Origin of the sequence: Aequorivita sp. CIP111184, assembly GCF_900489465.1 — a bacterium.
GTDB lineage: Bacteria > Bacteroidota > Bacteroidia > Flavobacteriales > Flavobacteriaceae > Aequorivita.
Genome location: NZ_UEFQ01000028.1, coordinates 1 through 18,245, shown reverse-complemented (window position 1 = coordinate 18,245; position 18,245 = coordinate 1). Strand labels below are relative to the sequence as shown.

Genomic DNA, 18,245 nt, shown 5'->3' with positions numbered 1-18,245 from the left:
TTCTTTTAACATTTTCTTATGAAATTTTCAGTCAACTATATTACCCTTAGGGTATTATTCGTTTTTACAGTTATACTATTAAACTCCTGCTCCAAAGACAGCAATGATCCTTCTCCTTCTGAAACAAGTGTAACCACTTCAGATTTTTCGAAAACAATGGATGAAAACCCAACCAACGGTCAATCAATCGGAACCGTTCAAGGAAGCACTAATGAAGGAGCTGTTACTTTTTCAATTACTGAACAAAATCCTTCGGGAGCATTTACTATTGATGCTTCATCGGGTGAATTGAAAGTTGCTGACGAAATGCTTTTTGATTTTGAAACGAATCCTATAATTACGGGAACAATTAAGGTGGCTAATAGAGCGGTTGCTGAAAATGCTTCTATTGTTATTAACCTAAATGACGTAGCAGATATTTATGAGGGAGATGTTATTTTAAAAACACAGGAAGAAGTAAACCTTTTTGGAGCAAATAATTACACACAAATAGATGGCCTACTCCTTATTGGTCACCCCGATGAAAATGGAACTACTGATATTACAGATTTATCCCCGCTACATAGTATTGGAATTGTAAACAATAGCCTACAAATTAAAAATAATACCGTATTAACAACAACTGTAGGGCTCAATGTAAATTTTATTTTAGGGCAAATAGCAATCTATACAAATCCTTCATTAGAGAGCATTAAAGGATTTGAAAACATTATTTCCATTCCTGGAATTTTCATTTCTAACAACGAAGTACTCACCGATGTTTCAGGTTTGAGCCAAATTACCCAAATCGAATATAATTTTCAAATAATTTTATGTCCAGCATTGCCAGATATTGATTGGCTCCAAAACCTTACGGAAATTGGGAATGGAATTAGTTTAATAGGCTGCAATTCAATTAGAAATATAAACGCATTAAGTAATTTAAGGAATTTTACCGATGCCTATGGATCCATAAGGATTCAAAACAACACTTCATTAGAAAATCTAGATGGACTTCAATATTTTTCGGATGATATTGCTTTTTTGGATATAATTGGCAATACTGCACTTCAAAATATTCAAGGGCTGGAAAATATTGGTGTCTTTCAAGAATTGGCAATAAATAACAATGAATCGCTACAGAGTTTAGATGGACTTGGAGCAATTACGGCAGTTAACAACGGAATTGAAATTAGAAACAACAACTCACTTACTGACCTGCAAGGTATCAATAACTTAGAAAGAGCCGGCAATTCATTTTTGGTTCAAGATAATGAAAGTCTAACAAGTTTAAATGGGTTGGAGGGACTTGAAAGTTTTGTATATATTCGTTGCTATAATAATATGTTACTCACTGACTTTTGTACGTTGCGAAGCGTTTTGACCTTACATAGCAATTTTGGTTTTATTGCAGAAAGTAATGCCTACAACCCAACAAAACAAGATATAATAGACGGCAACTGTAGCCTTTAAAAATGAAACTATGTATAGAATTTTACCTTTCAGAATAGCAGCCGCTTTCATATTTTTCATTTTCATTTCCTGCTCCAAGGACAGTGATGAACCAACTCAGGAAGAAACACCAGTAACCGTGTCAACCAGTGATTTTTCTCTAACGATGGATGAAAATCCAATAAATGGGCAAATAATTGGAAGTGTTTTGGGAAGTACAAATGAAGGAACGGTTTCCTTTTCAATTACTGAACAGGCTCCCTCAGGAGCTTTTTCTATTGATGCAATTTCTGGAGAGCTAAAAGTTGCAGATGAAACGCTTTTTGATTTTGAAACAAACCCAACAATCATTGGAACCGTAAAAGTTGTGAATGGAGCTATTTCTAAAAATGCTATTGTTACTATTACTTTGAATGATTTGTTGGAGGAGAATATTTATGAGGGGAATGTAAATTTAAAAACACAGGATGAAGTAAATAATTTTGGGGCTAACAATTATACACATATTACTGGAGCATTATTTATTGGAATTGGAGATGGAACAGGATTTAGTGATATTCATGATTTGTCTCCTTTAAACGCCTTGGAAAGAATAGATAATAATTTTTTAATCGGATTTAATGGGAATTTAACTTCAACAGCAGGAATAGAAAATATTAGGCATCTGGGTGGAGATTTGAATTTCCTTAACAACCCATTATTAACAAATATTGTTGGCCTAAACAATATAACAGCAATTAGCGGAACACTATTTATTTACAACAACGACTCATTAGTAAATTTAGACGGCTTAAATCAAATATCGAGTGTTAACGGTTTTTTGCAGTTGTATCTTAATCCTTTAATTTATAATCTAGAATGGTTAGGAAATCTAATTTCAATAGGACAGCAATTAACAATTAATTATTGTCCTTCCATCACCAATGTAGACGCACTCAGCAACTTAACAAATGTGGGGGGTAGTATTACAATTAACGGTAATACGGCTCTTGAGAATTTAAATGGTCTTCAAAATTTGAATGCAACAATACCTTTTTTAGGTATAAATTACAATTCATCTCTCATAAACCTAAATGGAATTCAAAATATAACTCCAACCAGCAGTCTAGGTATTTCTCATAACGATATGCTTCAAAGTTTAGAAGGTCTTGAGCATATTACAACTCTTGAAGAAGGAATATCTATTATAAGAAATCCTTCTCTAACAAATCTTCAGGGATTAAATAATTTAACAGATTGTTTAAACCTAGAAATCGAAGATAATGAAGGTTTAACAAGTTTAAATGGGTTAAATAACTTATCAAACATTTACTTGACTTTAAAAGTGATACATAATTTAAATCTTACTGACTTCTGCGATTTACAAAATTTAATGATAAATGGACATGTCACTTCATATACTGTTTATCTTAATGCCTTCAACCCAACAAAACAAGACATCATAGACGGCAATTGCAGCTTATAAAAGTTACTTTATTAAATTTTGAAAAGAAAGATTCCTGCACGTGCAGGAATTTTTTTATGAGTTCGTTAACTGTTAATTTCCATCGTTTCGATCAAATTTGTTAAAATTATTTACTCCAGAAGAATGTCTGACACGAAAAAAAGAAGAGGTCTTAAAAAAAAGCGATACACGGTTCCAATTATAATTTTAGTCCTGCTAATCGCCTTTCGTTTATACCTCCCCATTCTCGTAAAAAATAATATAAATAAGGTTTTAGCAAACATTCCAGGATACTACGGGCAAGTTGAAGATGTAGATATCTCCCTTATTCGGGGAGCTTATGTTATTAATGGAATGTACCTAAGCAAAGGAACTGCAGCATCACAAGTTCCTTTTTTGAACTTTCCCAAAAGCGATATTTCAATTGAATGGAAATCACTTTTCAAAGGTAAAATTGTAAGTGAAATTATAATGACCAGCCCTGAAGTAATCTATGTTTTCGAAGACCAAAAAGAAGAAAGTGGCGATGCAAATGTAGATGATTGGACCAAAGCACTTACTGATATTGTACCTATAGACATAAACCATTTTGAGGTTCACGACGGAAAAGTAGCCTTTGTACAACTTTCCGCAGAACCCAATATAGATTTACAGATAGACAAACTGGAACTAACCGCAGATAACCTCCGCAACGTAGTTGAAAAAGAACGCATCCTCCCCTCACCTATTCGTGCAAGTGGCGTTTCAATAGGAAAAGGAAAAGTTGCTTTGGAAGGAAATATGAATTTGGTGAAAGAAATCCCAGATATGGACCTTTCCTTTTCCTTGGAAGATGCAGATGCAACGGCTTTAAATGATTTTACTAACTATTATGCTGGAATAGATTTTGACAAAGGGAAATTTGGAGTTTACAGCGAAGTCGCCATTGCCGATGGACACATAATTGGCTACGTAAAACCACTTTTAACCAATACCGAACTTATAGGAGAAGGAGACAGCTTCCTCGATGTTTTATGGGAAGGCTTTGTAGGATTCTTTAAATTTTTATTAAAAAACCAAGGTACAGATACTTTAGCCACTAAAGTTCCCTTTGAAGGCGATCTAAATAATGTGGAAGCGGGAGTTTTACCTACTGTTGTGAATATTTTCAAAAACGCTTGGATAAAAGCGTTTACAGGAGATGTGGATAATGAAATTGATTATAAAGACGCCTTTAAAGAAGGTGAAATTACACGCGAACAAAAACGCGAGCTACGCAAAAAAGAAAGAGAACAAAGACGCGAGGAGCGCAAAAAAGAGCGCGAAGCAAAGAAAGGTTGATTTTAGGCCGTAAATACTTATTTTTACGGAATATTCCCAAAGCCTTTTTTGGGATACAAGAACATTCATAATGCGAATTGATATAATCACTGTCCTACCCGAATTGCTTAAAAGCCCCTTTGAAGTTTCAATCCTAAAACGAGCCATAGAAAAAGGCATAGTGGAAGTACACACCCACAACCTTCGTGATTGGTCCAACAGCTCTTACAATCAAATAGACGATTACCAGTTTGGCGGCGGCGCGGGAATGGTGATGATGATAGAACCCATAGATAAATGTATTTCAGAATTAAAAGCGGAACGCGATTATGACGAAATAATCTATATGACGCCCGATGGCAAAACGTTTAATCAGCATACTGCCAATGAGCTTTCACTGAAAGAAAACATCATCATTCTCTGCGGACATTATAAAGGTGTGGACCAACGTGTGCGTGATCATTTCATTACCAGAGAAATCTCAGTTGGCGATTTCGTATTAAGCGGTGGTGAACTTGCCGCAGCCTTAGTTTGTGATGCAATAATCCGTTTAATTCCAGGCGTTTTGGGCAATGAAACTAGTGCCTTGACAGATTCTTTTCAGGATGATTTATTAGCGCCACCCGTTTATACACGTCCTGCAGAATATAAAGGCTGGGCAGTTCCCGAAATATTAACAAGCGGAAATACCGGAAAAATTGAAGAGTGGCGGGAAGATGAGGCATATAAACGTACTAAGGAACGCAGGCCGGATTTACTCAAGTAAAGTAGTCTTTTTGCCAAGGTAGCAATCAAAAATCAACTAAAACCAATATATAATGAAGACCAAACAAATTTTAACGATGCTACTTGCGGTATTTCTTTTCGCCGCTTGCAAAAACGAATCAAAGGATAAAGAAAACACAAAAACAGAAAATACCGTGAGCGCAGATTTCAACAAAATGCTCGATAATTATTACGAAGAAGGCTTAGAGCTAAATCCGCTTAATGCAACTTTTTCAGGAGATACGCGCTATAATGACAGCTTCCCAAATTTCCTTTCGGATGAATACGATTCTCAGTTAAAAAATTATTACACAAACTATAAAGAAGAAGTTTCAAAATTTGATGACACAGATTTAAGCGAAACCGAAAAGATGAGCAAAGATATATTACTGTGGGAATGCAACATCAATCTGGAATCACTCACTTTTAAAAATGACACCTATTTTCCTATTAATCAAATGTGGACTGTCAATTTGGTGATGGGGCAATTGGCTAGCGGAAGCAGCGCACAACCTTTCAACACGGTTGAAGACTATAAAAATTGGCTAAAACGTTTGGACGGTTATGTTATATGGTTAAATTCCGCCGAAAGCCGAATGAAAGAAGGTATGGCAGCTGGATATATGCTTCCTAAATCGTTGATCTTAAAAGTGGTGCCGCAACTTAAGGCAATGACTGAGCCTAAATTGGATCAGAACCTATTCTATTCCCCGATAAAAAATTTCCCAGATACCTTTTCTGAAGCAGACAAAACACAACTTACCGAAGCCTATTCAAAAATGGTTTCCGAAAAAGTGATTCCTGCCTACCAAAGTCTTCACGATTTTATGGCTGGCGATTATTTAAAAGCTGCAAGATCTACCACCGGAATTGCAGATACTCCCAACGGTGAAGCATATTACAAACACCAAATAAAAAAATATACAACCACTGAAATGACAGCTGATGAAATCCATCAATTAGGCTTAAATGAAGTGGCGCGAATTTCCTCCGAAATGGAAAAGGTGAAAGAGCAAATAGGTTTTAAAGGCGATTTGAAAGCATTTTTCAATTCTGTTCGCACTAATAAAGAATTAATGCCCTATAAAGAACCGCAACAAATCATCGATCATTTCTATGCTATTTATGAGACGATGAAACCAAAATTGGATGTGCTTTTCGACAATAAGCCCAAAACTGCTTTTGAAGTAAAACAAACTGAAAAATTTCGCGAAAATTCTGCAAGTGCTGAATACAATCCCGGTAGTTTGGACGGAACGCGTCCCGGAATTTTTTATGTTCCCATTCCAAATGCTTCGGAATATAATGTTTACAGCGATGAATCTTTATTCTTGCACGAAGCTATTCCTGGCCACCATTATCAAATTTCCTTAACGCAGGAAAATGACGAATTGCCTATGTTTCGAAAAACGCTTTTCTACAGCGGTTACGGCGAAGGTTGGGCGCTTTACAGCGAATCTTTAGGAAAAGAACTTGGTCTTTATACAGACCCTTACCAATACTTCGGAATGCTAGGCGCTGAAATGCACCGTGCCGTCCGTTTAGTTGTTGATACAGGAATGCACTCCAAAGGCTGGACGCGCGAGGAAGCTATTCAATATTGTTTAGAAAACGAAGCCGAACCAGAAGCCGGAATTATTTCTGAAATAGAAAGGTATATGGCAAACCCCGGACAAGCATTGGCATACAAAATTGGTCAACTTAAGATTTTGGAACTACGCCATAAAGCAGAAAAAGAATTGGGCGATAAATTCAAAATTGGTGAATTCCACAATCAAGTTTTAGAAACTGGATGTATTCCCTTGGAATTGCTTGAGAACAAGATTGATAAATGGATAAATGATTCTAAATAAACTTAAACTTTCGTAAAGCAAAAAAAAGAGTAAAACCTTGCTTCATAAGATTAAATGATTAATTTTGCACCCACTTAATTCAACCTCTGGCGAGAACCGCGAACGTTGTTTTAATTTAAACTTTATCAAACTACAAAATGGAAGCGTTAATAAAATTTGTACAAGACGAATTTGTTACAAAAAAAGAATTTCCTGAATTCGGAGCTGGTGATACTATTACTGTATACTACGAAATCCGTGAAGGTGAAAAAACAAGAACCCAGTTCTTTAGAGGAGTTGTAATCCAAGTTAAAGGATCAGGGATTACCAAAACTTTTACAATTCGTAAAATGAGTGGTACCGTTGGTGTAGAGCGTATTTTTCCAATTAATATGCCAGCACTTCAAAAAGTCGAGATTAATAAAAAAGGTAGCGTGCGTAGAGCTCGTATCTATTACTTTAGAGGTCTTACTGGTAAAAAAGCCCGTATCAAAGAAAAACGTATGTAGTTCATTCTTTGTTGAAAACTATCAAAAGCCCTGTTATTACAGGGCTTTTTTTATGAACAATTGTTTATAAGCCATGTTTGTAAACGGTGGACTATTAATGGGTTATGTTTTGTTGTATATTAGAATTTACATTCTATATTAGCAGTATCAAAATGGTATAATAGCCAAAATGATAAACAAAAGTTACGTTCTTTTACAAATATTTTTTTCAAATTATTAATGAAGCTAACGCTCTCAAGATTGTTAGTTTTTAGATTTGAAAAAATAAAAAGAAAACACTTTATAGGCTTTTTTTAATTGCTTGAGGCACTCACGATCTTTAGATTATTAGTACTGAGATTGAAAAAAGTTTTGGGTCAGTTTTTGAAAATGGAATCAACCTCACGGAAGATTAAAATTACAAAACGAAACCCGTGTAAGTAAATCACAACCGCAAGGGTATAATAAACTTGCCTTGGAATTCACCTCGGTGAATTGGTTGGTAACGGTTTGCTTTACAAGGAGCCATATCACAATGTATTTTATACAGTGATATGGCTTTTCTTGTTTTAAATCATTGTTTTCCATCCCGAATCTCGACATAACACTGTCATTATTGTAATCCTAACACATAAGGCTTCCCTTATATAAGTCATAAATAACTCATAGTAAAATTTTGAATTTAGAATGAATAACCCCCATTTAATATTCAACACTTAATATTAACAACCCTCAATTGAATTAAATAATTAAGACCTTTATTAGCTTTTAAAAGCCCTCTCAAATCGTTATATTTGTATTCCTTAAATTGTAAAAAGTCAACCATTATATTTCAAAAAAATCTATGATAAACTCTTCCAAAATTATATACACAAAAACCGATGAAGCACCCGCTTTAGCAACCTATTCTTTTTTACCTATTGTTAAAGCATTCACTTCTCCCGCCAATATAAAACTTGAAAGCCGCGACATCTCACTTGCCGCTCGTATTTTGACCGTTTTCCCTGAATACCTTTCAGAAAACCAACGTGTTAATGATGATTTAACAGAACTGGGAGAACTTGCAAAAACACCCGAAGCAAATATTATTAAGCTGCCAAACATTAGTGCTTCTTTTCCGCAGCTTACAGAGGCTATTGAAGAGCTTCAAAAGAAAGGATTCCCTATTCCAGATTATCCCGAAACTGCTTCTACTCCAGAGGAAAAGGAAATTAAAACGAAATATGACAAAGTAAAAGGAAGTGCAGTAAACCCAATACTTCGTGAAGGAAACAGTGATCGTCGCGCTCCAAAAGCAGTAAAAAATTTCTCTAAAAAACATCCTCATAGTATGGGTGCTTGGAGTAGCAACAGCAAAAGCCACGTTTCCACAATGCAGCACGGCGATTTCTTTCACAATGAAAAATCATTAACCTTAACTAGCGATGATAGTTTGAGTATTGTATTGGTGGAAAACAATGGAAATAAAACAATTTTAAAAGATAACCTGAAAGTTTTAAAAGATGAAATCATCGACGCAACAGTGCTTAGCAAAAAAGCATTGGTTTCCTTTTTGGAGGAACAAATAAAAGATGCCAAAGATAAGAAAGTACTATTTTCTATTCACTTGAAAGCAACGATGATGAAAGTGAGCGACCCGATTATTTTCGGGTATGCAGTAAAGGTTTATTTTGAGGATTTGTTTAAAAAATATGCTGATACCTTTAAAAAAATAGGAGTTGATGCTAATAATGGCTTGGGCGATCTGGAAAACAAACTTTCCAAATTAAACGAATATGAAAGAGACGCTATTCTGCAGGACATTAAAAAGATAATGACTGAACAACCAGATTTGGCAATGGTGAATAGCGACAAAGGTATTACCAACCTTCACGTTCCAAGTGACGTTATTGTAGATGCATCCATGCCGGCCATGATTAGAAATTCAGGACAAATGTGGGGTCCAGATGGAAAAAGTCACGATACCAAAGCAGTAATTCCAGATAGTAGTTACGCAGGGGTTTACGAAACCACTATTGAATTTTGCAAAAAACACGGAGCCTTTGATCCAACTACAATGGGAACAGTTCCAAACGTAGGCTTGATGGCACAAAAAGCCGAGGAATATGGAAGCCACGATAAAACTTTTGAAATTTCCGCTGATGGAAAAGTTGAGGTTTTAAACGCTTCCGGAAAAGTAATCATAGAACACGCTGTTGAAAAAGGTGACATTTGGAGAATGTGCCAAGTAAAGGATTTGCCTATTCAAGACTGGGTAAAACTAGCAGTTAATCGAGCCAGAGCAACTGGAAACCCAACAATTTTTTGGTTGGATGAAAATCGCGCCCACGATGCGGAACTCATTAAAAAAGTAAAAAAATACCTTCCTGAACACGATACCGACGGGTTAGACATTAAAATTCTTTCTCCCGAAAAAGCTACAGAATATACTTTGGAACGCGTAAAAGCTGGCAAAGATACTATTTCAGTAACTGGAAATGTACTGCGAGATTACTTGACCGACCTCTTCCCTATTTTGGAATTGGGTACGAGCGCAAAAATGCTTTCCATCGTCCCGTTGATGAACGGTGGCGGTTTATTTGAAACGGGAGCTGGAGGCTCTGCCCCAAAACACGTTGAACAGTTTATGGAAGAAAATCATCTACGTTGGGATTCTTTGGGTGAATTTTTGGCTTTGGCAGTTTCTTTAGAACATTTGGGTACTAAATACAACAATCCAAAAGCAATAGTTTTAGCAGATGCTTTGGATGAAGCAACTGAAAAATATCTTGAAAATAGTAAATCACCTTCGCGAAAAGTGAATGAAATTGATAATCGCGGAAGTCATTTCTATTTAGCCATGTACTGGGCAGAAGCTCTTTCGCAACAAAACAAAGATGAAGATTTGAAAAAAATATTCAGCCCAATTGCAAAAAAATTAAAGGAAAACGAAACCCAAATAAATAGTGAACTGATCGCGGTTCAAGGACAGTCAGTAGATATTGGCGGCTACTATGAGCCAACCGAAAAGCTGATTTCTGAAGCAATGCGACCGAGCAAAACTTTTAATAACATACTTTCAGAAATAAAGTAAAAACCTAAACGTTTTAAAACCTTCAGTGTAGCTGAAGGTTTTTTTATATCTAAGAATCAAACATTTGAAAAAATTACTCACTTTTCTAATTTTCTTCGGAAGCCTTACAGCATTCGCACAAGAAAAATTCACAATCAGCGGGACCATTTCCGAAGCTGAAACTGGGGAAACACTTTTCGGCGTAAATGTGATTATTCCTTCCCTACAAACGGGAACAGTTACAAATCAATACGGTTATTACTCTATAACGCTTCCCAAGGGTGATTATGAAATTATTTATAGCAGCATCGGTTTTGCCGCACAAAAAATTCAAATTTCACTTTTAGAAAATTTAAAACAGGATTTGGAACTCGCTACAGATACCGAAAGCTTGGATGAGGTAATTATTGAAACTGATGTTGAAAAGCTGAACATTCGCAATGCACAAATGAGTACGAATGTTCTTTCCATCAATACTATTAAAAAAGTGCCCGTGGTTTTAGGTGAAGTAGACGTTATAAAAGCCATCACACTACTTCCCGGTGTTACCAGTGCAGGCGAAGGTGCCAGCGGTTTCAACGTTCGCGGTGGTGCTGCAGACCAAAACTTGATTTTGTTAGACGAGGCTACGCTTTATAATTCTTCGCATTTGTTCGGTTTCTTTTCGGTTTTTAATCCCGATGCCATTAAAGATTTAACACTTTATAAAGGGGGAATTCCCGCGCGATATGGCGGACGCATTTCTTCGGTTTTGGATATTTACCAAAAAGATGGGAATAAACGGGAATATCACGCCAGTGGGGGTATTGGACTTGTTGCAAGTAGATTGCTTTTGGAAGGTCCTATAAAAAAGGACGTTGCATCATTTTTGGTGGGTGGCCGCAGTAGTTATGCACATTTATTTCTTCCGCTATTTGACAATGACAACATCGCCTATTTTTATGATTTGAACACTAAACTTAGCTACAACCTCAATGATAATAACCGCCTCTTTTTGTCAGGATACTTTGGAAGGGATGTGTTTGAAATATCGGACAGCTTCGCGAATAGCTTCGGAAACACCACACTCAACCTTCGATGGAACCATCTTTTTTCAGATAAATTGTTTTCAAACCTATCGGTGATTTATTCCGATTACTATTACGGCTTGGAACTGAAATTTGTTGAATTTAATTTTGATAGTGGTGTACGCAATCTTAATCTGAAATACGATTTTACAAATTACATTTCAGAAAATATAGATTTGCGCTACGGTATAAATAGTATTTATTACAAATTCAATCCCGGAAATGTAACACCAACAACACAAGATTCTGGAATTAACGCTTTCAAACTGACCGATAAATATGCTTGGGAAAATGCTGCTTATGTAGATGCCGAAATTGAACTTTCTGATAAAATTTCTGTAAAGGCAGGACTTCGGTTATCAACTTTCAATCGTTTGGGACAAGATGAATTCTTTTTATATGAAAATGACAACCCAATTATTTACAATCAAAGCTTAGATATTTACCAGAAAGCAAAACCAAATGATACTGTTTCTTTTAGTAGAGGTGAAACCATAAAGTCCTTTGCTAATTTAGAGCCGCGATTTGCTATTTCCTATTTGCTGAATGACGATACTTCAATCAAAGCTAGTTATAATCGAATGACTCAATATATACATTTAATTAGCAACACTACTTCCCCCACTCCGTTTGATATTTACGCCCCGAGCGGCAAGTATATTGAACCCCAATTGGCAGATCAAGTAGCGTTGGGATATTTCAGGAATTTTAAAAATTATTCCTTAGAAGTAGAAACCTACTACAAGAAAGTACAAAACAGATTGGATTATATTGATGATGCCGATTTAATAGCCAACGATGCCGTAGAGCAAATTCTTTTAAATGGGGAAGCAAGAGCATATGGCTTGGAGATTCTTTTTAAAAAGAATACTGGAAAACTACAGGGATGGATGGCATATACGCTTTCCAAAAGTGAACAACGCACCCCTGGAAGAACTTCTATTGAAAGCGGAATAAATAATGGCGATTGGTATAATTCAGCGTGGGACAAAACGCATGATATTTCAATTACGGGCCAATATGAACTTTCAAAAAAATGGTCTTTTGGCGCAAATTTTATCTTTCAAACAGGAATACCTACCACCTATCCAGAAGGACAATATGAATACAACGGCGTGGTAGTTCCAGTTTATGAAGCTCGCAACAGCAGTAGACTTTCATCTTATAACCGATTGGATTTTTCTGCAACTTGGACACCAAAACCCGAAAGTACCAAACGCTGGAAAGGCGAATGGGTTTTTAGCATTTATAATGCGTACAATAGAAAGAATGCTGCTTCAGTTTCGTTTCGAGAAAATACAGATATTGGACAAAACGAAGCTGTGCGACTTTCAATTTTTGGGATAATTCCTTCAGTAACCTATAACTTTAAATTTTAAGAATATGAAGAAGTTATTTTTAATGGTGTTTTTCTTCGGAATAGTAACTTCTTGTGAAGATGTTATTGATGTTGAACTTAATGAAGCCGCTCCCAGACTAGTAATTGAAGCAAATTTAAATGTTTGGGAAAACGGCAATGCTAGCAGTGCAGTTAGACTAACTACTACTGCTCCATTTTTTGACAATAACATTCCTTTTGTTACAGACGCAGAAATTACCGTTACTGATGAGAACGGCTTAATATATCCGTTTATGTATTCCCAAAACGGAATCTACAACTCCAACCTCTCGCCACAACTTAATGTGGAATACACTTTAAACATAGTATATAAAGAAGAAACATATTCCGCCACAGAAACGCTTTACACCGTTTCTCCTTTAGAATTTGTTGAGCAACGTGACGATGGAGGTTTTACAGGAGAAGACATTGAACTAAAAGCATTTTTTACCGATCCAGCTGGAGAACAAAATTTTTATTTTTTTGAAGGTCTTTCTGAAAGAGGTGACGCTCTTGATGTTTATAACGATGAATTTTTTGATGGTAATACTATTTTTGGATATTACTTGGTGGAAGATTTGGCGCCGGGAGATGAAGTACAATTCAATATTTACGGTGTAAGTGAAGCGTATTATAATTTTATGTTTATCCTTTTACAACAAACTGGCGGCGGTGGTGGCCCTTTTGAAACACAGCCAGCTACTGTACGTGGCAATATTGTGAACCAAACAAATCCAGATAATTATCCATTGGGATATTTTAAGGTTTCTGAAGTGTCAACACTTAATTATACTGTACAGTAATTAATTTATTTCAAAATCGTAAATTTGACTATGCCTTTTATAAAAACGACCGAATTGAATTCAAAATACAATCATTTAGAAAAAATGAACGTTTCTGAATTGCTTCAAAAGATAAATAGCGAAGACAAAACCGTTGCTGATTCTGTTGAGAGATCACTTCCACAGATAGAAAGACTCACAGAAAAAGTTATTGAAAAATTGAAATCTGGCGGAAGACTTTTCTACATTGGCGCAGGAACCAGTGGTCGTTTAGGCATTGTTGATGCCAGTGAATGCCCCCCCACCTTTGGAGTTCCTCACAATTTAGTTATTGGTTTAATTGCGGGAGGCGATATCGCCATTAGAAAGGCAGTAGAGTTTGCAGAAGATTCTGAAAATCAAGGCTGGGAAGATCTCCAAAAAGAAAATATCACAGAAAAAGATTTTGTTATAGGCATTGCAGCTTCAGGAACTACTCCTTATGTAATTGGAGCACTTAAAAAATGTAATGAAAAAAATATTTCCACAGGTTGTATAACTTGTAATGAAGGAAGTCCGTTGGCTACAACGGCACAATTTCCTATTGTTGTAATTGTAGGTTCAGAATTCGTTACCGGAAGCTCACGAATGAAAGCAGGAACTGCTCAAAAATTGGTGCTCAATATGATTTCAACCGCTGCGATGATTCAATTGGGAAGAGTAAAAGGAAATAAAATGGTAGATATGCAATTGAGCAACAATAAGCTCGTGGATCGCGGTATACGAATGATCATGGAAGAACTAAATATTTCGGAAACTGAGGCTCAAATACTTTTGGAAAAACATAAAAATGTTCGGAACGCTATAAATAATTTTCAAAATGGGTAAAGAACATACAGATTTTGATATATTGAAAAAAGGCCTAAAATTTATGGCTTTTGCTTTGCCTTTACTTTTTTTAAGTCCTTATTTATTAACCCTATCTTTTCTAAATAAAGAAACCTTTATGTTTTTCGTGTTTCTTTTCTTTGGAATAGTTGCTGGTGCCGGGGCAATTTATCTTTTATTTAAAGGAATAAATACAATTTTAAAATCTATTTTTTAATCTTGATTCTTTTATTTATCCTTCAAAAAATTAAGACATCGCTTTATTTAATGCCCAAAGCCGAATGGACTTCATTTTTATAACTTCTACCAATCGGCAAACGCTTTCCGCGAATTTCAATTTCCTGTCCCTCCACAAAATCTATTTTTTGTTTTGACGCAATGTATGACCGATGAATGCGAACAAAGCTATCGGGCAGTTGTTTTTCCAATTCACTAATGGCGATTCTAGTTTGGAGAATGTTCGTTTCAGTCACAATTTTTACATTCTCGCGTTGACTTTCAATATAAATGATTGAATGAAAGGCCACGCGTGCTTTCTTTTTGTTGACGGTAAAAAACAATCCGTCTTTTGCCGTCTCTTCAATCGTAAAGACTTCTTTATTGGTTTGGCTTGCAGCTTTTTGTACCGCAACCATAAATCTGCTAAACTCGATTGGTTTTAGAAGGTAATCCAGCACATGGTAATCATAACTTTTCAGCGCAAATTCGTGATATGCAGTTGTTATAATAATCATTGGAGGGTTTTTTAGTGTGCTTAAAAAGTCCAACCCCTTCAATTTTGGCAAATGGATATCGAGAAATATCAAATCGATTTTCCGTTCATTCAAAATCTTCATTGCTGCAAGGGCATCTGTACACGTTTTTTCTAAAATTAAAAATGGAACTTGGCTAATAAAATCAACCATCACATCGGTAGCCAATGGCTCGTCCTCTACAACTAGGCATCTAATAGTCATACTTTTTGGATTAAATTCACTGAAAGTTCTGCAATGAACCTTTGATTTTTATTTTTTGTCTCCATACTAAAATTTTTATACATCAATTCTAATTGGCGCTGTAAGTTTCTTAATCCAATGCCGTTTTCTTCATTATCCAAATGCGTTGGTTCGAATGAATTTTCCACCTTATAATTCAATTGATTTTGATAAATTTTCAATTCAATTGATATCAATGTTGCTTCCGTAGACTGACTTGCCCCGTGTTTAAATGCATTTTCAACAAAAGGAGTAAGAATATGTGGCATTATTTGCGTACTTAAATCATCCACTTCATAGTTAAAGTCAATTCTTAGCCTTTCGTTATAACGTATTTTGTGCAATTCAATATAATCCTTTAAAAAATCTAATTCCTTCTTTATAGGTATGTATTGATGCTGTGTTTCATACATTACAAACCGAAGGAGTTTTGAAAGTTTCAGTACAACTTCAGGAGTTTTATCAGATTTTTTCCGCGCCAGAGAATAGATATTATTTAATGTATTGAACAGAAAGTGTGGGTTTATTTGAGATTTTAGAAGGTTCAATTCGGTTTTCAATTTTTCTTTTACCAGCAATCCCTCTCTTTCGCGAAGCCTTTGACTGTTGGACATTTGCTTTAGCGCAATCGCCAAACACGCTATAAATACCTTGTCCATAAATGAGTTGATTATCCCTTGGAAAGCAAATGTTTCCGCTACATCAACGTTTTTATAAATAGTTGGCAAGAACAGATACACTATAATGAACTGTGCCAAAATGCTGAACAAAATAAGTACTGTGCTGAGCGAAAAGATCAATTTAAATCGATTCGGTTTTTCTACAGTATATTTTGAAAGAAAGTGAAACATTATATAAACCATTGGCAACTTGATTGCCAAGAGAATTACAGTTTCTGCGATAGAGGACATTTTGAAAGCTTCCCAAACTGAAAGACTGTATTGGTTCAGCATCCATAAAAAATCTGTATAAACTTCAAAGGAATGATACGCCAACCAAAAGAAAACGTGTTTTGTCCATCTTTTTTGCATGGCATAAAAATACGGTTTTGCATTTAGATTTTCATAAGTTGCTACAAACAACGTATTTGTATCTCCCAATGACGTGTTTGTTTAAATTATTAAGAACAACGACCATTTGTAAACGTTAAAATGCTTTTCATTGATTAATAGCGTGTGTCTGTAACTATCTGAAATTTTGAGCTTTATAATGAATTAATTTTAAGTGAATTCTAAAACAATCATTATGAAAACTTATCTATTTTACCTTGTATTCATTTTACTCACAATTCCAAATATGACCGCGCAATGGATCTCCGGTGCCGATATTCCAGAGCGAATACGTGCAGGGCAAACAATTGGTTACAGCAAAGCTGGTGACGGATATCTTTATATGGTTTCAGGTAGAAATCAAGATGGTATAATTACACCAATTACACAGCGGTATCAGCTAAGTAATGATACTTGGACAAATGTTGCTCCCCCACCAACACAGTTATTGGGCGGGTCGATAGCAGTTCTGAAAGATACTATTTATATGATTGGTGGTCTGTTGACCACGCCAGGAAATGCTATAAAAAAAGTACGCAAATACAATATCGCAACTGATACATGGACTGATGCCGCAGACTTTCCTCGAAATATCGTTGATGCCAGAGCAGTATCATATCAAGATAGTTTAATTTATGTTGTTGGTGGATATCAGCACAAAACCTATTTGTACAATAGCAATTACAATCGTTGGCGGGAAGCAACGCCAATGTTGCCTCCCGGAACTAGTATAAGTTGGGGAGGCTTTGCAATTCACAATAATAAACTGGTGTATATGTGTGGCAGCGATGCTTTTTTATCCCCTAATTATTGGAATACCGTCCGGGTTGGAACAATTGACGCCAACGACCGTTCTATAATTACATGGGAAGAAAAAACCTCTTTTCCCGGACAGACCAGGACATTTTTCGAAGCACAAACTTGGCGTGACGGGGTGATTATGACAGGTGGTAGTACAGACAATACTTTTGAAACCTTCTCTGATGAAACCTATTTCTATAATCCAGACACAGATAATTGGCAGCAATTAGCACCAAAACCAACATCTTGGTTAACAGGAAACAGCGGTTCAGTCTTTATTGGAAATACATCAAAACTAATCTGTGCTTCAGGCTTTCAGACAGATTATCTTTTTGAGACCGAGATTTATTCACAGGAAGGGAGTCTTTCAATAAATGATTATTCGGAAAAGGATTGCGGTATTGAGAATTTTAAAATCTTGAGAGGTCATATAGTAAAACTAAGTCTTTGCCTTACCGAAGAAGGACCTCTAAAAATAATAATTTGGGATGGACAAGGAAGAATTGTGAAAAAAATAGACTACAATACTATCTCTTTAGGAAACAACACAATTTTAATCGAAGAATTAGATATTTCTAACGGTTTGTATTTTTGTACTGTTTTTCAAAATGGAATTTCCCAAACAAAGAAAATGTTGGTATATAATTAAAGAAGGATAAATGTTTTACATTGCTAACTTCAAATTCGATCACAATCAATTTTTATTTTGGTGGCAATCCTTTACTTTTTCACATAAAAAAACCCCCTCCAATTAAATGGAGGGGGTTTTAAAGGAAGGCGGCGACCTACTCTCCCACAGGATGCAGTACCATCGGCGCAAACGGGCTTAACTTCTCTGTTCGGAAAGGTAAGAGGTGAGCCCCGTCGCTATAACCACCTTAGTTTTAGCAATCGGCCACAAGCTATAAGCTGTAGGCTTTTTAGGGCCCGTGGCTTAAGGCTTAGAGCCTAAAGCGTTGCGCTGTGCGCAACAAATATCTTGACATATCAGGAAATAAACAATAGAAGAAAAGTGA

At 35.8% G+C, this 18,245-nt stretch carries 14 protein-coding genes and 1 rRNA gene; 12 read left to right on the top strand and 3 right to left on the bottom strand.

From position 1 onward, the window contains the following. The first annotated feature begins 18 nt into the window (after positions 1-18). From AEQU1_RS12955 to AEQU1_RS12905, 11 genes are all read left to right on the top strand, one after another. Complete coding sequence (locus AEQU1_RS12955; RefSeq protein WP_111881780.1) at positions 19-1,452, top strand: cadherin repeat domain-containing protein; 1,434 nt, start codon at positions 19-21, stop codon at positions 1,450-1,452. 10 nt (positions 1,453-1,462) lie between these two features. Continuing rightward, entirely contained in the window at positions 1,463-2,896 is a 1,434-nt protein-coding gene (locus AEQU1_RS12950; protein ID WP_111881778.1) for a cadherin repeat domain-containing protein, read from the top strand. Between the two features lie 123 nt (positions 2,897-3,019). Continuing rightward, positions 3,020-4,195: a DUF748 domain-containing protein gene (locus AEQU1_RS12945; protein WP_111881776.1), complete on the top strand. Its 1,176-nt coding sequence runs from the start codon at positions 3,020-3,022 to the stop codon at positions 4,193-4,195. 70 nt (positions 4,196-4,265) lie between these two features. Further along, entirely contained in the window at positions 4,266-4,940 is a 675-nt protein-coding gene (gene trmD / locus AEQU1_RS12940) for a tRNA (guanosine(37)-N1)-methyltransferase TrmD (RefSeq protein ID WP_111881775.1), read from the top strand. A 52-nt stretch (positions 4,941-4,992) separates the two neighbouring features. Beyond that, positions 4,993-6,792 carry a DUF885 family protein gene (locus tag AEQU1_RS12935; protein WP_111881773.1) on the top strand — a complete coding sequence of 600 codons (1,800 nt, stop codon included), beginning with the start codon at positions 4,993-4,995 and terminating at the stop codon, positions 6,790-6,792. 137 nt (positions 6,793-6,929) lie between these two features. Beyond that, complete coding sequence (gene rplS, locus AEQU1_RS12930) at positions 6,930-7,280, top strand: 50S ribosomal protein L19 (protein ID WP_111881772.1); 351 nt, start codon at positions 6,930-6,932, stop codon at positions 7,278-7,280. Positions 7,281-8,103: 823 nt separating this feature from the next. After that, entirely contained in the window at positions 8,104-10,332 is a 2,229-nt protein-coding gene (locus tag AEQU1_RS12925) for an NADP-dependent isocitrate dehydrogenase (protein WP_111881770.1), read from the top strand. 64 nt (positions 10,333-10,396) lie between these two features. Next, positions 10,397-12,757 (top strand): TonB-dependent receptor, encoded by a 2,361-nt coding sequence (locus tag AEQU1_RS12920; protein WP_111881768.1) that lies wholly within the window; start codon positions 10,397-10,399, stop codon positions 12,755-12,757. Positions 12,758-12,761: 4 nt separating this feature from the next. Then, positions 12,762-13,559, top strand: coding sequence for a DUF4249 domain-containing protein (locus AEQU1_RS12915; protein WP_111881767.1), 798 nt, complete (start codon positions 12,762-12,764; stop codon positions 13,557-13,559). A gap of 30 nt (positions 13,560-13,589) precedes the next feature. After that, positions 13,590-14,405: an N-acetylmuramic acid 6-phosphate etherase gene (gene murQ / locus AEQU1_RS12910; RefSeq protein ID WP_111881765.1), complete on the top strand. Its 816-nt coding sequence runs from the start codon at positions 13,590-13,592 to the stop codon at positions 14,403-14,405. Further along, complete coding sequence (locus AEQU1_RS12905) at positions 14,398-14,622, top strand: DUF6095 family protein (RefSeq protein ID WP_111881764.1); 225 nt, start codon at positions 14,398-14,400, stop codon at positions 14,620-14,622. Before murQ ends, AEQU1_RS12905 begins: the two co-directional genes overlap by 8 nt. A gap of 43 nt (positions 14,623-14,665) precedes the next feature. Here AEQU1_RS12905 and AEQU1_RS12900 read toward each other — a convergent pair whose 3' ends face one another. Together AEQU1_RS12900 and AEQU1_RS12895 are read right to left on the bottom strand one after the other, a co-directional pair. Then, the gene (locus AEQU1_RS12900) at positions 14,666-15,361 is read right to left on the bottom strand and encodes a LytTR family DNA-binding domain-containing protein (RefSeq protein WP_111881762.1); all 696 of its coding nucleotides are present in this window, start codon (positions 15,359-15,361) and stop codon (positions 14,666-14,668) included. Continuing rightward, positions 15,358-16,479 (bottom strand): sensor histidine kinase, encoded by a 1,122-nt coding sequence (locus tag AEQU1_RS12895; RefSeq protein ID WP_111881761.1) that lies wholly within the window; start codon positions 16,477-16,479, stop codon positions 15,358-15,360. Before AEQU1_RS12895 ends, AEQU1_RS12900 begins: the two co-directional genes overlap by 4 nt. 145 nt (positions 16,480-16,624) lie before the next feature. On the opposite strand from AEQU1_RS12895, the gene AEQU1_RS12890 reads away from it, so the two are divergent. Then, positions 16,625-17,878, top strand: coding sequence for a kelch repeat-containing protein (locus tag AEQU1_RS12890; RefSeq protein ID WP_111881759.1), 1,254 nt, complete (start codon positions 16,625-16,627; stop codon positions 17,876-17,878). A 123-nt stretch (positions 17,879-18,001) separates the two neighbouring features. On the opposite strand, the gene rrf is transcribed toward AEQU1_RS12890, so the two are convergent. Further along, positions 18,002-18,110 (bottom strand): 5S ribosomal RNA (gene rrf, locus AEQU1_RS12885). Between the last annotated feature and the right edge of the window lie 135 nt (positions 18,111-18,245).

What these genes read in the sequence shown, in the direction of transcription:
- AEQU1_RS12955 (WP_111881780.1), top strand. Translation starts at nt 19, where the DNA reads ATGAAATTTTCAGTCAACTATATTACCCTTAGGGTATTATTCGTTTTT.
- AEQU1_RS12950 (WP_111881778.1), top strand. Translation starts at nt 1,463, where the DNA reads ATGTATAGAATTTTACCTTTCAGAATAGCAGCCGCTTTCATATTTTTC.
- AEQU1_RS12945 (WP_111881776.1), top strand. Translation starts at nt 3,020, where the DNA reads ATGTCTGACACGAAAAAAAGAAGAGGTCTTAAAAAAAAGCGATACACG.
- trmD (WP_111881775.1), top strand. Translation starts at nt 4,266, where the DNA reads ATGCGAATTGATATAATCACTGTCCTACCCGAATTGCTTAAAAGCCCC.
- AEQU1_RS12935 (WP_111881773.1), top strand. Translation starts at nt 4,993, where the DNA reads ATGAAGACCAAACAAATTTTAACGATGCTACTTGCGGTATTTCTTTTC.
- rplS (WP_111881772.1), top strand. Translation starts at nt 6,930, where the DNA reads ATGGAAGCGTTAATAAAATTTGTACAAGACGAATTTGTTACAAAAAAA.
- AEQU1_RS12925 (WP_111881770.1), top strand. Translation starts at nt 8,104, where the DNA reads ATGATAAACTCTTCCAAAATTATATACACAAAAACCGATGAAGCACCC.
- AEQU1_RS12915 (WP_111881767.1), top strand. Translation starts at nt 12,762, where the DNA reads ATGAAGAAGTTATTTTTAATGGTGTTTTTCTTCGGAATAGTAACTTCT.
- murQ (WP_111881765.1), top strand. Translation starts at nt 13,590, where the DNA reads ATGCCTTTTATAAAAACGACCGAATTGAATTCAAAATACAATCATTTA.
- AEQU1_RS12905 (WP_111881764.1), top strand. Translation starts at nt 14,398, where the DNA reads ATGGGTAAAGAACATACAGATTTTGATATATTGAAAAAAGGCCTAAAA.
- AEQU1_RS12900 (WP_111881762.1), bottom strand. Translation starts at nt 15,361, where the DNA reads ATGACTATTAGATGCCTAGTTGTAGAGGACGAGCCATTGGCTACCGAT.
- AEQU1_RS12890 (WP_111881759.1), top strand. Translation starts at nt 16,625, where the DNA reads ATGAAAACTTATCTATTTTACCTTGTATTCATTTTACTCACAATTCCA.